14 protein-coding genes and 1 pseudogene are annotated in these 15088 nt (G+C 64.6%); 7 read left to right on the forward strand and 8 right to left on the reverse strand.

Annotated elements, in window-relative coordinates; translation table 11 throughout:
• Positions 1–161 precede the first annotated feature (161 nt).
• Positions 162–476: a 2Fe-2S iron-sulfur cluster-binding protein gene (locus tag EAO78_RS15175; RefSeq protein ID WP_122106679.1), complete on the forward strand. Its 315-nt coding sequence runs from the start codon at positions 162–164 to the stop codon at positions 474–476.
• Positions 477–634: 158 nt separating this feature from the next.
• On the opposite strand, the gene EAO78_RS15180 is transcribed toward EAO78_RS15175, so the two are convergent.
• Entirely contained in the window at positions 635–829 is a 195-nt protein-coding gene (locus EAO78_RS15180) for a cold-shock protein (protein ID WP_023499165.1), read from the reverse strand.
• A gap of 279 nt (positions 830–1108) precedes the next feature.
• Between EAO78_RS15180 and EAO78_RS15185 the strand changes: the two are divergent.
• A pseudogene (locus tag EAO78_RS15185) lies at positions 1109–1625 on the forward strand (hypothetical protein).
• A 54-nt stretch (positions 1626–1679) separates the two neighbouring features.
• On the opposite strand, the gene EAO78_RS15190 reads toward EAO78_RS15185, so the two are convergent.
• The gene (locus EAO78_RS15190; protein WP_122106680.1) at positions 1680–3143 is read right to left on the reverse strand and encodes an amidohydrolase; all 1464 of its coding nucleotides are present in this window, start codon (positions 3141–3143) and stop codon (positions 1680–1682) included.
• Between the two features lie 179 nt (positions 3144–3322).
• Here EAO78_RS15190 and EAO78_RS15195 point away from each other — a divergent pair, with 179 nt between their 5' ends.
• The 4 genes from EAO78_RS15195 to EAO78_RS15210 all read left to right on the forward strand — a co-directional run bounded on the left by EAO78_RS15195 (position 3323) and on the right by EAO78_RS15210 (position 7073).
• On the forward strand, positions 3323–5080 hold the full coding sequence (locus EAO78_RS15195) for an HTTM domain-containing protein (RefSeq protein ID WP_238987726.1): 1758 nt from the start codon (positions 3323–3325) through the stop codon (positions 5078–5080).
• A gap of 93 nt (positions 5081–5173) precedes the next feature.
• A complete protein-coding gene (locus EAO78_RS15200) occupies positions 5174–5650 on the forward strand; it encodes a redoxin domain-containing protein (protein WP_122106681.1) in 477 nt (158 codons plus the stop codon).
• 82 nt (positions 5651–5732) lie between these two features.
• Positions 5733–6179 carry a hypothetical protein gene (locus tag EAO78_RS15205; RefSeq protein ID WP_122106682.1) on the forward strand — a complete coding sequence of 149 codons (447 nt, stop codon included), beginning with the start codon at positions 5733–5735 and terminating at the stop codon, positions 6177–6179.
• Positions 6180–6239: 60 nt separating this feature from the next.
• Positions 6240–7073 (forward strand): alpha/beta fold hydrolase, encoded by an 834-nt coding sequence (locus tag EAO78_RS15210; protein ID WP_122106683.1) that lies wholly within the window; start codon positions 6240–6242, stop codon positions 7071–7073.
• Positions 7074–7129: 56 nt separating this feature from the next.
• On the opposite strand, the gene EAO78_RS15215 is transcribed toward EAO78_RS15210, so the two are convergent.
• The 6 genes from EAO78_RS15215 to EAO78_RS15240 all read right to left on the reverse strand — a co-directional run bounded on the left by EAO78_RS15215 (position 7130) and on the right by EAO78_RS15240 (position 11781).
• Entirely contained in the window at positions 7130–8839 is a 1710-nt protein-coding gene (locus EAO78_RS15215; protein WP_122106684.1) for a GMC oxidoreductase, read from the reverse strand.
• Between the two features lies 1 nt (position 8840).
• Positions 8841–9752, reverse strand: a complete 912-nt coding sequence (locus tag EAO78_RS15220) for a hypothetical protein (RefSeq protein ID WP_122106685.1) — start codon at positions 9750–9752, stop codon at positions 8841–8843.
• Between the two features lie 67 nt (positions 9753–9819).
• A complete protein-coding gene (locus tag EAO78_RS15225; protein ID WP_122106686.1) occupies positions 9820–10317 on the reverse strand; it encodes a hypothetical protein in 498 nt (165 codons plus the stop codon).
• Positions 10314–10610: a tumor necrosis factor receptor family protein gene (locus EAO78_RS15230; RefSeq protein WP_122106687.1), complete on the reverse strand. Its 297-nt coding sequence runs from the start codon at positions 10608–10610 to the stop codon at positions 10314–10316. Before EAO78_RS15230 ends, EAO78_RS15225 begins: the two co-directional genes overlap by 4 nt.
• A 50-nt stretch (positions 10611–10660) precedes the next feature.
• Positions 10661–11338, reverse strand: a complete 678-nt coding sequence (locus tag EAO78_RS15235) for a hypothetical protein (protein ID WP_122106688.1) — start codon at positions 11336–11338, stop codon at positions 10661–10663.
• Positions 11339–11499: 161 nt separating this feature from the next.
• Positions 11500–11781, reverse strand: a complete 282-nt coding sequence (locus EAO78_RS15240; RefSeq protein WP_122106689.1) for a hypothetical protein — start codon at positions 11779–11781, stop codon at positions 11500–11502.
• A 132-nt stretch (positions 11782–11913) separates the two neighbouring features.
• On the opposite strand from EAO78_RS15240, the gene EAO78_RS15245 reads away from it, so the two are divergent.
• Complete coding sequence (locus EAO78_RS15245) at positions 11914–14634, forward strand: DUF1156 domain-containing protein (RefSeq protein ID WP_122106690.1); 2721 nt, start codon at positions 11914–11916, stop codon at positions 14632–14634.
• The last annotated feature ends 454 nt before the right edge of the window (positions 14635–15088 follow it).

A 15088-nucleotide genomic window follows, 5' to 3' on the forward strand; every position in this document is an offset into this window, starting at 1 on the left:
CGAGGGTAAAAAACGCCCCGTCGGCGTCCGACGCCCGGCGCACGCCGTGCGACGCCCGGAGTACGCCGCGGTCGGTTCGGAAGCGATGACGGCGGCCGTGATACACCCGCACCTTTCACACCAGCACCTTTGGGGCTCGGCCACGTACGGGACGACGACACATGCCGACCGTGTACTACCAAGGCGAGGAGATCGAGTGTGAGGAGGGCGACGTGCTGCGTGACGTGTTGAAGGAGGCCGGCCTCTCGGTACACAACGGGGGCACGCGGACGCTCAACTGTCACGGGCTGGGCCAGTGCGGCACCTGTGCGGTCCAGGTCGACGGCGAGGTCAGCGAGCCGAGTCGCAAGGAGAACGTCCGACTCTGGCTTCCGCCGCACCATCCGAGCCACGACGTCCGGCTCGCGTGTCAGACCCGCGTCGAGGGCGACGTCGAGGTGACGAAGGGTCGCGGGCTCTGGGGCCAGCACGTCTGAGAGGTCGGTCGGTAGCTCGACGTCACGATCCGTCGCCGTCGCTGGACGGTCGATAACAGCCCGCGACGGACGTGAGTCCGCACCGCGGGAAAGAAACTCGTTTTCGCGTGTCGGAGCCGTGTTCGGCGTCAGCCGGACGACCCGCCTCGGTATCCGGTTTACTGCCGAACGACGTTCGTCGCGCGGGGACCCTTGGGCGAGGACTCGATGTCGAACTCGAGCTCCTGACCCTCTTCGAGGTCCGGACCGCCAACGTCCTCCATGTGGAAGAACACGTCGTCGTCCTCGTCCTCAGTCGAAATGAAACCGTAGCCGCCAGTGTCGTTGAAGAAATCAACCTTTCCTGTCGCCATTGCGTTTAGATGCATGCCGGTTGACGGCATAAGACTTGCGAGTGTACAGTTAACACGACCATCGGTCGACGATCGTTTGTAGTATGTGTCGTGTTTTTCGATATCGGTGACCGTTTCAGCGGTTTTACCGGATAAAATCGACTGACCCGTCGGTTCGGCTCGCGGCCGGCGTCCGACGCGGTCGATCGTCGGGGAAGAGCGGTCGGGAAAGAGCAGCCGGCGTCGAGCGGCCGGAGCCGACGCGGACGTTTATGTCCGATCGCGACCGATCCCGCGTTGGTGTTCCGAACCCTCCGCGAGAACGGTCCCGCGCTGCTGGTGCCGGCCGCGTGGCTCGTGGCCGCGAGTGCCGGTCCTCGGAGCCGTCGGCACGCACGCGCTGTTCGTCGCCCACGTCGTCATGAGCGTCCTGCTCGTCGCGTTCCTCGTCGGATCGTGGAGCGAGATGGGGTCGGGTGCCCTGCGCGTCTGGAAGCTCGTCATCCTCGCGGGCACGCCGGTGACGCTCGCGGGGGTCGCCGGGTTCCTCGCGCTCGACGGCGCGCTCGCGCTCCCCGCGGGTCCGCTCCTCTCGATCGCGCTGTACGGGTGGATCCTGCTCCCGGCGGCCGGACTGGCGGACACCGGCCGGCGGGTCGAGCGGGCGGCCCGCGCCTACGATGTCGGCGCGGCCTGCTGTGTCGTCGGGGCGGGGGGCGTCGCGGTCGCCCCCTCGCCGACCGCGACCGCCGCGGCCCTCGGCGTCGTCGGCGTCGGCCAGACCGTCGGGATCGTCGCCGCGACCGTGGGCGAGTGAGTCGGGGGCGAGCCGTCCGAGCGAGTCGACGCCGCGTGAGTCTCGGCGGGGCCCTCAGTCGTCGTCCGCGGTTCCGGCGGCCGCCGATTCGACCCCGAAGGTCGGCTCGAAGTCGGGGCGCTCGACGCCGAGCAGCTCGTAGGGATCGGCGTCGGCCGGCATCGCCGACTCGTACCCGTCGGCGCCGCCGCGCTCCTCGAACTCGGCGACGACCTCGGCGCGGAGCTCCTCGTCGGTGAGCAGCCGAAGGAGCGTTCCGCCGATCGTCTTCGAGGCGTACAGCATGCCCTCGATCCCGGTGGAGCCGCTGGCCGCCACCGCCTGCCAGGAGTGTGGCGGCGTTCCGACGGGCCACGTCGCCGTCGTCATCCGCCCGAGCGGGACGATCTGGCTCACGTCGCCGGAGTCGGTGGAGTACGACCCGGTCTCGCCGGCGTCGAGCGCGTCGATCGGCTCGGTGAAGTACGCCGAGTCGCGTGCGCGGTCGCGATGGGCGGGGTCCAGCTCCGCGAGTTGCCCGGAGACGTCGCCGAGCGACTCGCGGAGGTCGGCGGCGAGCGGGTCGTCGACCGAGAACGAGCCGACGTCACCCATCGTCTCGCGGATGGCGTCGCCGAGCGTCTCGTTCGGTCGGACGCCGTAGATCCCGCTGATCTTGGTGACCTCGACGTCGACGTCGCCCATCAGCGCCGCGCCCTCGGCCGCCCTGCGTAACCACGCGGAGACCTCCTCGACGAGCTCTCGGCTCGGCGCGCGAACGAGGTACTCGCCCGTCGCTTCCGGCGGCACGACGTTGGCGGCGTCGCCCCCCTCGGTGATCACGTAGTGGAGCCGGACCGGGTCGGGGACGTGCTCGCGCATGTACTCGACGGCCGTGTTGAGAAGCTGGAGGCCGTCGAGCGCGCTCCGGCCCGCCTCGGGCGAGGCGGCGGCGTGCGAGGACTCGCCGCGGACGGTCACCTCGAAGCCATCGACCGCCAGACACGACCCCTTCGTGGGCGCGTTGTACCACCCTGGATGCCAGGAGACCATCGCGTCGACGTCGTCGAACGCGCCCCCGCGGGCCATGTACACCTTCCCGGCTCCGGCCTCCTCGGCGGGCGTTCCGGCGTAGACGACCGAGCCCTCGAGGCCGTCGTCGATCGCGTCGGCGAGCGCGAGCGCGGCCCCGAGCGACCCGACCCCGAAGAGGTTGTGTCCGCAGCCGTGGCCGTTTCCGCCCTCCTCGATCGGGTCCCTCGTCGCGCTCGCGCGCTGTGAGAGGCCGGGAAGCGCGTCGAACTCCCCCATCGTGCCGACGACCGGGTCGTCCTCGCCGTACCGGGCGACGAAGGCGGTCTCGACGTCGCCGACGCCGACCTCGACGTCGAAGCCGCGCTCCGCGAGGACGCCGATCAGTCGATCCGCCGCGTACGTCTCCTCGAAGGCCGTCTGCGGGTGTTCCCAGATATCACGGGCGAGCTCGGTGAGCTCGTCGCGCCGGTCCTCGATCGCGTCGGTCACCGTTTCGAGTTCCATGATAACGGATGGCGAAGACCCGTCAAAAAGGGTTCGGACGCGGCGAGGCGAGCCGATCGGCGGACGGGTCGGGAGCGCCGCGGCTGCGGTCCCAACAAATATACATACCGCCTGCGCCACACTCCAGCCAGTCGGACGGATCCCGTCGAGCGAGCCGACGGGTCCTCCAACCACATCGAATGCCGTCACGAGACTCCGCACCCGGCGACGACGCCGGCGATGACCGCGACGACGACCCCGAAGAGTCAGCCGTCGGCGACGACGGCGTCGAAGCGACCGCCGACGGCGACGAGGTCGGCTCCGACCACGACTCCGCCGGCTCGGGCGGTGACGGGACGTCCGCAGCCGCCGGAGGGACTCCCGCGGCCGCCGGAGAGCCGGAGACTCCCGAAACCGCCGGAAACGGCCTCACGAGAGCGTGGGACCGCCTGTCGCCGGTCCGGGACCGGGTTCGGAGGCGATTCGAGGTCGACACCCGATCGCTCGCCGCCGTTCGGATCGCGCTCGGGCTCGTGATCCTGATCGACCTGCTCCATCGCTCGCAGGACCTCGAGCTGTTCTACACCGATGCGGGCGTGTATCCCGTGTCCGCCTACGAGGCGACGTACGGCCAGTACACCGGCGTGTCGATCCACGCGCTCTCGGGCGACCTCTGGGTCCAACAGCTGCTTTTCGTCGTCGCGGCCCTGTTCGCCGTCGCGTTCCTCCTCGGCTACCGGACGCGACTCGTCGGGGTCGTCTCCCTGTTGCTCCTGTTCTCGCTTCAGGCGCGGAATCCCGCCCTCCTCAACGGCGGCGACCGGCTGTTCCGCGTCCTGTTGGCGGTCGCGCTCGTCACGCCGCTCGGCGAGCGGTGGTCGATCGACGCACTCCGGCGCGGGTCGGCCCGGGAGGCCGTCGCGAGCTTCGGGACCGCGGCGCTCCTCGCCCAGCCGGTCGTGGTGTTCACCTCGAACGCGATCGCGAAACACGCCGGCGAGGAGTGGTACGCCGGCGACGGCCTCTCGATCGCCTTACACAACGAGGTGATGACGACCGCGCTCGGCAAGGTCGTCGTCGACTTCCCGACGCTCCTGACGCTTCTCAACTACGGCTGGGTGGTGCTTCTGTCCGGCTCCGCGGTGTTCCTGTTGGCGACCGTCGGCCGCGTCCGGATGGTGGCCGCGTTCGTGTACACCAGCGCGTTCGTCGGGATGCTGTTGACGATGGCGGTCGGGCTGTTCCCGCTGCTTTTGATGACGGCGATGCTCCCGTTCCTCCCGGCCGTCTTCTGGGACGCGCTCTCCCGTCACGTGCCCTCGGCGTGGATCGATCGGCTCCCGTCGCCGTCGGCGGCAGCGGCGGCGCTCGGACCGCTCGGACGCCCCCCGATCGAGCGGCGGATCCTCGACCCCGATCGGGAGGGGTGGTACGGGGAGGCGTCCGATTACGCCATCGCGTACGGGCGGTCGCTTCTGACCGTGCTGGGTTTCTGCGTCCTGGTCTGGATGCTGGTGTTCAGCGCGGCCACCGTGGGCGACTACGACGTGCCCGACGAGATCGACTACGAACACCTCGATCAACAGAAGTGGGGACTGTACGCGCCCGACCCGACGGAATCGTACAGCTGGTACCCCTCGCGGGCATACCTCGCGAACGGGTCCACGGCGAACGCGTTCGGCGGCGGGGAGCTCACCTTCGACCGGCCGCCGGACCCGGCCGCCGAGTATCCGAACTTCCGACACCGGAAGTTCATGTCGGCGGTCGATAGCTCCGGACCCGACGGGGCGATCGCGGAGAGCTACGCCGACTGGGTATGCGAGCGGGCACAGGAGACCCACGACGCGCCCGTCGATCGGGTGACCGTCTACGAGGTGTACCAGCGGAGTCCGATCGACGGCGAGTACGAGGACCCCGGCCGGCAGATCGTGATCGAACGCGACTGCTCGGCCAGCTGACGGCGCGACCGGGAGGCCCGATCGACGCCGCCGGGACCGGCACATCCGCACGACCGCGACAGCTTTTAGGACGTAACGAGCCTTCGATCGGGCATGGTCTCGACCGGCGACACCGCACCGACGTTCACGGCGACGTACAAGGGCTCCGACCACGAGACGTTCGACCTCGAGGACCACCTCGGGGACGGTCCGGTCGTCCTGGCCTTTTTCCCCGGCGCGTTCACGCCGCCGTGTAGCAACGAGATGGTGGCGCTCCAGGAGCGGTACGACGACCTCGAGGCGGCCGGCGCGACCCTCTTCGGGGTCAGCGCCGACTCCGCGTTCTCGCTCGGTGCCTTCGCCGAGGAGTACGACCTCGCCTTCGACCTCGTGAGCGACATGGACGGCGACGCGATCGAGGCGTACGGGCTCTCGATGGACATCGCGGACCTCGGGCTCTACGGCGTGGCCGACCGGGCGGTGTACGTCCTCGACGACGCGGGGACCGTGACGTACGAATGGGTCGCCGACGACCCGACGAACGAGCCGGACTACGACGCGCTGCTCGAGGCCGTCGAGTCGGCCCGATAGACGGCTCTCGCAGGCGTTCCCGGTACCGAGCGCGTTCGTCTCCGATACGCTTTTTTTGGCGCGTGGAGAGACCAAGATCGGAATGCGTTCACGAGCCACGCGGGAGGAGGGCCGGACGGACGGGGTTCGGGTCCGCGTGCTCGGTCGACCGTTCGCCGTCTGGGTGCTCATGGCGGTCATCGCCGTTCTCAACGGCGGATTCAGGGAGACGGTTCTCGTCTCGTGGCTCGGCGAGCGCGTCGCACACGTCGTCAGTACGGCCCTCCTCGTGGCCACGATCCTCCTCGTCGCGTCCGGCTTCTTCCGGTCGACGTCGATCGACTACCGTCGGCGGGAGCTTGCGATCATCGGCGTCTGCTGGACCGTCCTGACGGTCGGCTTCGAGTTCCTCGTCGGATACGTCGAGGGAACGCCCGTTTCCGTGACGCTCGGACAGTACGACGTGTTCGCGGGGCAGGTGTGGATCGCCGTCCCGGTCACCCTGCTCGTCGCGCCGTTGCTGTTCGGTCGCGTCCTGCGGCGGCGGTAGCAGCCGACGGCTCGACCGTCGGCCGCCAACGTATATACCACCGTGTCCACATCCATCGGCATGGAGTCACACACGGTCGTCGGCGGTGAAGCGACGGAACTACGCGTCGACGCCGCGGGCCCGCCGGACGCGCCGACGGTCCTGCTCGTCCACGGCTACTCGCAGTCGCGGCTCTGCTGGTACGAGCAGTTCGACGGGGCGTTGACCGAGGAGTTCCGCCTCCTCGCGCCGGACCTCCGCGGTCACGGCGATTCGGGGAAGCCCGCCGGCAGTGAGCGATATCGCGACCCGGAGCTCTGGGCCGCCGACCTTCGCGCCGTGATCGACGAGCTGGCGACCGACGATCCGGTTCTCGTCGGCTGGTCGTACGGCGGGCTCGTCGTCTCCGACTATCTCGCCGTCGAGGGGTCCGACGACGTGGCCGGGGCCGTCCTCGTGGGGGCGATCACCGAGAAGGGAACCGACGCCGCGGCCGAGATCGCCGGCGAGGAGTTCGCCGCGATGCTCGACGACCTCGAGACCCGCGACGCCGAGGCGAGCGTGGATTCCCTCCGCCGGTTCCTCGACATCTGTACCGCCGAACCGGTGTCACCGAGGGAGTACCACCTCATGCTCGGGTACAACGCGCGCTGTCCGCCGCGGGTTCGGGAGGCGCTCCAGGCTCGGACCGGCGCGAACGCCGACACCCTCCGCGAACTGGACGTCCCGGCGCTGTTCGTCCACGGGTCCGCGGACCGGGTCGTCCGTCCACGGGCCGCTCGCCATCACGCCGACCTCGTACCCGACGGCGAAGTCTCCATCTACGACGGGGTCGGCCACTCGCCGTTCCTCGAGGAGCCGGAGCGGTTCGACCGGGAGCTTCGCGAGTTCGCGAAGCGGGTCACCGGGGAGTGAGCCGGCTTTCGGGGATCGATATCGTGTCGGCTTCCCGGGGTCGGGCCGGGTGCGACTCAGAAGTATCGCTCCACGATCTTCTCGCCGGTCCGAGCCGCCAGCGCCTGTCCCGTGTTGGTCGGGTTCGGACCGCCGACGCCGTTGGCGAGGGCGCTGTGGTCCGCGACGAACAGGCGGTCGACCGCGTAGGCTTCACACGCCTCGTCGACGACCTTCCCCATCCGCATCGTGCTGTGGAGGTGTAGCGCCGTCGGCGGGGAATCGGAGCGGTGGACGTGTGACGCCCCCGCCTCGCGAAGGATCTCCGCCGCGATCTCAGCCAGTTCGTCGCGTCGCTTTCGGTCCGCCTCGCTCGGGGTGTAGTTGACGAGCGGGATGGGGCCGTGTTCGTCCTCCGCGCCGTCCTGGACGGTCACGCCGTTCCGTTTCAGGGGACGGTCGTCGCTGACGACGAGCACCGGGAGCATCCGGCGGTAGTCCGAGAGGAGTCGCTTGAGATCCGGTCCGGCGAGCCGACCCATGGTGTCCCAGGGCGCGTCCTCGGTGTCGTGCTGGAAGGCGAACCCCGACGCGCTGGCGCCGAAGCCGAGGATCGCACCGACGCCCGGCGTCGTTCCGACCGTCTGGAGCATTCCGAGCCCCGGATAGTCGAACCGGGCCGCGATGTTCTGTCCCTCGTGTTGGTCGACCGTCGGCTTGCCGAGAGTCGCCTCCAGGTCGTCGGCGTCCCACAGCCCCATCACGTTGTCCCCGAAGTGGAGGGTCAGGCCGCGGCCGACCCACTCCTCGTCCGGAAGGTCGGCGTTCAACCAGAGCCGCGGCGTCTCGATGGCACCGGCCGCGAGGACGACCACCTCCGCCTCGACGGTCGTCGTCGATCCCGACCAGGTGTCCCGGAACGTCACGCCCGTGGCGGTCGGGGTGTCGCCGAGGGGGGTCTCGGTCGTCACGTCGACGGCGAACGCGTTCGGGCGGACGGTGACGTTGCCGGTCCGCATCGCCGCCGGAACGAAGCTGACGTTGCTCGCGCGCTTGGCCTTCTCCTCGAAGGGCGCACCCCGCGGATGCGGGTTGCCGGCGATCTCGCCGAGCCCGAGGGTGTGGCCCGTCACGTCCGGATACGTGAACTCCCCGTCGTAGTCGCCGTCGACGTGGAGGCTTCGGTCCGGACGTCTGATCGCGTTGGGCTGGGGTCGGTAGCCGGGGGAGGTGACGTTCATCCCGTCGATGAACTCCCACCCCGCGGCCGCCGCACCCCGGAAGAACAGCTCCTCCTTGGCGGTGACGGGGGCCGGCTGTACGTCGCACAGCTCCTCCACCTCCCGGTAGTACGGGAGCAGGTCCGCGTAGTCGATCGGCCAGTGGCCCTGCTCGTCGATGGCCGCGGGATACGCCCGCGGGTGGCAGCCGGTGTAGTGAAGCGTCGTGCCGCCGACGCCGGCACACTGGAGGATCGCGCCGTCGCCCGGGAACTTCCGCGCCCAGATCCCTCGATTCTCGTCGGCGGGCCCGAAGATGAGCCGGTTCACCATCTCGAACTCGCGAGTCGTGAACTGCTCGTCGAGCAGCTCGCCGCTCAGGTCGTCGACGTCCGAGGACGCCTCGGCGCCCGGATCCCCGTGTGGGTCGGGCCACTTCTCGTTGCCGTGGAACGGCCCGGCCTCCAGTAGCAGGACGGACAGCCCCGCCTCCGCGAGTTTCCAAGCCGCTACGGGACCGTCCCCGCCCGCCCCAACGACGACGGCGTCGTACTCGGCGTCGACCATCTCACACACCTCCCTCGGGGTACGGCTCCACGTAGCCGTCGGTGTCGTAGTCGTTCTCCCGAAACCGGCCGGGCGACTCGAACAGGCTGACTGACGACCCGTCACGGTCGTCGATCGTCGTCCACGCGTCCTCGGAACCGAGCGTCCCGTCCTCAGTCCCGAGGTACCCGCGTAGACACGCGTAGCCGTTCGTGAACCCGGGGAACCCGGTCTGTCGCCATCCCTGAACCGACGCGGGGTCGTTCGGATGGTCCTGGCCGAACGGCATGCTTTCGGGGTCCGGATACCCGTCCCACTCGCTGTAGTAGATCAGCTTCGGAAATCCGACGACGAGCTGACCGACCAGCCCGCCGTCGAACTCCACGAACCGGCCGTCCGGAAGGGTGAACTGCGCCTCGATCTCGTCCAGCACGTGGATCGCCCGGAGCCGGTCCCGCGGCGACAGCCTGGCGAAGGGTCCGGCGACGTCCCTGATCCGGTCGGCGGGGACGTCGGCTCCCTCGAAGAACGCCACGGGACGCTCCTCGTTCGGCTCGTCCTCGTTGTCTCCCCGTGAAATGAGCTTGAGCGCCGCCGCGTCGAGGACGTTCGCGATCGGCTTCACGACGTCCACGTCATGGCGCGTGTGAGGGATCCCGATCTGAACCCGATCCCCGACGTAGCGGGCGAGGAACTCCGCCACTCCCACGTCGTTGCCCCCGGGAACGTGCTCCGGACCCAGCTCGTCCGCCAGCTCCGGCGTGGTCGGGATCACGGCGTCCACGCAGGCACGGAACGTAACGCGTGTGTGGAGGTCCCCGCTCGAGGAGTCACCGCGCGTGCGACCGAGGACGCGCCGCCCGACCGTGCGAAGCCAGCTCGCGGTCGCCGCGAGGATCGTTCGCACCCGACGAATGATGCCACCACGTGTCATGTCGTGTGTCAACAATGAGCTGTTTGATAGGTGTTTCGGACGGATCAGGTGCGCTTCACGACGCAGTTCACGGGGCCGGTTCCGACGCTCCGGACGTCGATCCCTCCGGCGTCGACTCCTCGAGGACGTCGACGCCGTTCGCCTCCCAGATCGCCTTTGCCTTTTTCATCCCGATGGGGGCGCTGAGCCCGACCTTGTCGAGGTGGCTGGCGGGCTGTTCGACCGGACAGAGCTCGAAGTGCGGACAGACGACGAAGCCGTCCGGGTGTGAGAACCCGCGCACGTGAGTCTGCCAGAAACGACCCTCCCGGTCGAGCGACTCGATGCGACGCATGTTGAGCACCTCCTCGCCGAACGCGTCGTGGACGTAGTAGTACGAGATCACGTGCCACGTCGCGAAGTGGTTCCGGGCGAGCATCTCCTTGACGTGCTGACGGTCCGAATCGAGGAGCTGGTACGGAGGGGAGCCCTCGTGACGGAAGAACCGCCGACGGATCCCGTGCTGAAATCCGTGCTTGAGACGGGTCCACGGAAGCCGGGCCAGGACGCGAGAGATGCGGCTCATCTTCCCGCGATCGCCCCGTCGGTTCCGGGAGCCTCGGGGGTCGCGGTCGTCTCGACGTCCGCCGTCAGCTCCGCCGCCCGTCGGAAGCCGAGGAACAACAGGACGCCGCCGGCCAGCCCGGTCGCGGCGAAGTCCAGCGGCCAGTGCCAGGGGTACGGCGCGGGAGGGTTGCCGACGCTGTCGGGGAGGCCTCTCAAAACCGGGATGTACCAGAACAGGTACGCCACCAGGTAGAACCCCCCGATGACCGCCCACAACCAGTCGGTTCGGGCGAGCCAGACATTACCAATCATGGCCATGGATACGAAGATGAGGCTCTTAAACCCACGTTCTCTGGAGACGGCTAGCGTCCCCGTTCGCGCGCTCGACGTGCCACGACGAAACCGGCCGCGAGGACGAGCGCCAGGAACAGCAGACCGAAGCCGACCGCACGCCACGTCCGCGAGCGTCGAGGTTCGTCGGCGTCGACGTCCGAGTCCGCCGCCACGTCGGGACCCGTCGTCCCGTCGCGCCACGTCGTCGCCCGGGCGGCGACGTACTCGTCGATGGAGTCGTCCGCGACGACCTCGAACGAGACCCGTCCCGCGAAGGCGAAGGGGTCGAGGAGCGTTCCCAACGCGTCGGCGAACAGCTTCGCGTCCTCGGCGGACGCCCACTCGTACAGCTCGAGGAACTCGCCGGGTCGGTCGCCCGCAAGCCAGAGTTTCCGTCTGAACCCCGGCATCCCCGTGAAAAACGGCGTCGCGACGTTCGCGAAGGGGTCGAACAGCACCTCGCGGAGTGCCGCACCCTTCGCCCGGTTCGGCACGTCGACCTCGAAGACGAGGATCACGCCGTCGTCCGCGACGTCCCGGTCGGGCCGGTCGAGTTCCGTCTCGCGATAGACGACGAACGAGTCGCCGTCCGGCGTCTCGAGGACGTGACCGATACGATCACTGGGGAACCGGACGCGTCCGGTGAGGAGGTACTGTACGGATCGGATCGCCGCCCGTGCGAACGTGAGTGCGGTTCGAGGGTTCATGTGTCATCACCGATCGAGGGACGCGTCACCTCCACGAGGGCCGGTTCACGGGCCTCGTCGAGCCACCGTGCCCCTCGATCCAGTCCGTTCTACCGGACGTTTTCTCCGGTTACGTAATCAAACTGCCGGCGATCGCTTCGTCGACCGGTCGCGCGCCTCGCTCACCCAACGGCCACGGTTCCGATCGGTTCCCTGTCGCCGGCACCGGGCGACCCCTCCACCACGATCTCGCCCGTCAGAGCGTACTCGCCGGGATCGGCGAACGTGTGCGTGAATTCGTACTCCGAGCCGGTAAACCCGCCGCAATCCGCCCCGCCGTCGATCGATCCCTGACGGGTCTCTACGGGTTCGTCGTAACAGATTCCGCCACGCTTCAGGCTACGAAGGTCGCGGAGCGTACTCCTCCGACAGGCTAACGTCGTCCGGTTTTCGGAGAGCGTCATCCAACATGCAGGTCATGGTGTCTTATAAGTGAAGCCTCGCTTCGTTGGAGTGCCTTACACTCAAAGACGCGCTCGTGGTGAGGGTAGTCGGCGGGGTTTATCCCACTCGGACGGATTGGATGGACTATCCCAATGTCTCAGGAACCGGGTCACTCTTCGGAACGAAGTGAACGGAAGGAACTCCCGATTGAGCGGGGATTCCCTATCGAGCAATTGAGTGACATTGCAGAAAAAGAAAGTTACGGGGGAGCACGCCAATGGTACCGGCCTGTTTATACGATGCACAAGTGGTGGGCTCGACGGCTCGGGAGCGTTTTTCGAGCGATTAGTCTTTACACGTTAGTCGATGATCCGGAAAACGTTGAGATATATGAGCCGGGGAAAAACAGTCAACTCTCAAACTTTAGCTCAGAGTCAACCGATATCGCTAATCTGTTGAAAAATATATCTCTTGAAGATTCGGACGCGCTCTGGAATATCTATCCGAAAGATGTTCGTGTCAAGGATAAGAAAATCCTTGATCCATTTATGGGTGGCGGGACGAGTATAGTTGAAGCATCTCGGTTCGGTGCAGAATGCCACGGCCGGGACTTGAACCCTGTTGCGTGGTTCGTTACGAAAAAAGAGCTTGAAACAGGTCGAACCGATGCTGATGCTCTGAAAGACAGTTTTGAGCAGGTCAAAGAAGAAGTAAAAGAGGAAATTCAGAGTTACTACAAAACACCCTGTCCCCACCATCCCGATGAGCACTCAGCGGATGTTATGAACTACTTTTGGGTTAAGCAGCTAGATTGTACTTCCTGTGGCGACGTCGTTTCTCTCTTTGATGATTATCGTGTGGCAAAAGGTCGGTATGACGACGATGACAAGTATCACGTATTCTGTCCCGAGTGCGAATCCGTTGTTCTAGTAGAGGGTTGGCAAAGCGAGTGTGTCTGTGACGAGTGTGGCCACGAATACGTTCCGAAAGAAGGGACAGCTAGCAGAGGTAGCTACACTTGTCGTTCTTGCGGGCAAAAGTACAGTATAACAGATGCTGTCCAAGAGCAAGGTGGATACGAGCTTAAACTGTATGGCTTAGAATATTATTGTACCATTTGCGACGAACGGAGGGACTACGACCGTAGCGATGTGAAGGGATACCGGCAAGTGCAACAGGAAGATCTTGATCTTGTAGAGGAGGCGAGAAGTGAATGGGCAAATCGTCCTGATCTTCAGGAATTTATTCCTGATGAAAAAATTCCGGAAGGTGCTATTACTTCTGCTTCATCAGTTTCAGGTAACGACGTTTTCCAGCACAATATAAAAAATTGGAGAGATATGTACAATACGCGCCAAAAATTAACACATAGCTTACTTCTGAAAGCAATTGATTCAATTGAGGAAGAGAATGCGCAGGAATATCTGCTATTGGCGTTTTCTGATTGTCTCCGCGGAAATAATATGATGATGGGATACATTCAAGTCGGGAACCAATCCGACCATATCTTTAGAACAAATTCATTCAATCCCCCACAACGACCTTGTGAGAGTAACCTCTGGGGTCTTGACTATGGTACACGGACATTCAGTTCTGTCTGGGAAAAAGTCCTGAGAGGAGTTGTATGGGGAGGGGCTCCTACTGATCGGTATATTGAATATCCGGATAAAGACGGATACCCGAAGGTTCCTCGCAATTCTGAATTAGAAAGTCCCGAAACAATTGAAACAGAGCCCTTCGCGCAACCAATTGGTGAAAATGCCACAGTTGAATTGGGTGACGTTCGTGATATCAATAAAGACGAAGAGTATGATGCTATAATTACTGATCCGCCATACTACGACAATATAATCTATTCAGAAGTGTCTGATTTCTTTTACGTGTGGCTGAAGATTATCTTAGAAGACCGATATGATGGGTTCGATCAAGATGCTACGCCACGGAAAGAGAGTATCGTTGCGAATCCGTTCGAAAATAAGGGGGCAAAGGAGTTTGAGTCGGAGCTACGTGACGCATTTGGTACTCTTCAAGACGTCCTAAAAGATGAGGGCGTATTGACATTCACATATCATCATAGTGATTCTGAATCTTGGGGCGAACTATTGGAGTCTCTATGTGATTCAGGGTTCGAGGTAACCGCAACATATCCACTAACTGCAGATATTAGCAAATTCATCAGCGGTGAAGCGGTCTCGTTTGATATCTTAGTAGTTGCTCGCCCCGCCGGTGACAGACAGCCGATTAGTTGGAACTCTCTCCGGCGTAATATCTATCGAACCGCACAGAAGACTCGCAAGCAAATCGAAGCAAATCGAGACCTCTCAGAAGGCGATATCGGAGTAATCGAGATGGGAGAATGCTTCCACGAATACTCCAAACACCACGGAAAGGTGATGCGAGCAGGCGAAGAGATGACTGCTAAAGAGGTTGTTCAGGAGATCTATGGCGTCATCCAACAGGGGAGCGAGATTGGGGAGATTGATGTGTTCCTTGATCTTCTTGAGACTCCCGACCCGACCTACAACGACCTGAATAAACTCACGCGAGGGACAGACGCGAGTCCTGAGCAGATGGAAGATATGCGGCTCTATCGGATAGAGGATGGGGAGTTCATCCTCGGAACGTGGGATGACGAGAAGCGGATGGCCTACATCCAAGAGCGGGTCAACGGGGACGACGAAGCCCTGAACGCTCTTGACAAGGCCCAATTCCTTCGATACCGCTACGAACGGGGCAAGTCCACACAGAACTACCTCTCCAAGTGGGATGTGGATGACGAACTCCGCGAACTCTGTGAAGGCCTAGCCGACGCGACCGGCGACGACACCTACCGTCGTATCCTTGGAGCCGACTCTACTCTCGGGGATTTCTAAGCAAACCTTCTCCTTCTGAGAGTTCCTTCCCGCTGATTTCCTGCCGCGCATCGGCATAGCTTGAAGTATCTACCGTGTTCAAATGAATACGAAACGCTTGACGACGTCGGGGCGCGTCCGGCTCCCGGGTGAAATCACGCGACAGTATCGGGCATCAAACGACCCGAAGGCTACGCTGTCCGGCAAACGAAAACTGTGTAGGATCGGGATGCCGCCTCCCCGATTCGAACTCCGGAAGACGTGCTCGCCTCGCTGCGCGCGACTTCCGTGCTCAAATCGGCTCGGCGTCGTTTCTCCATCCGCTCGCTGCTCACGGCTTCGTCGCCGGCGGCAGAGCCGCCGGCTGCCAGAGGCGCGGTAGTGATAGTCATAACTTTTGAATAGATAGGAAGCGATCTATCCATGACTTTGCGAAGCTTATCCGATCGGCGTAGTCGTGAAAGATCGAACAGAT

The sequence above is a fragment of the Halobellus captivus genome (genome assembly GCF_003697845.1).
In the GTDB taxonomy this organism is placed as follows: Archaea; Halobacteriota; Halobacteria; order Halobacteriales; family Haloferacaceae; genus Halorubrum; species Halorubrum glutamatedens.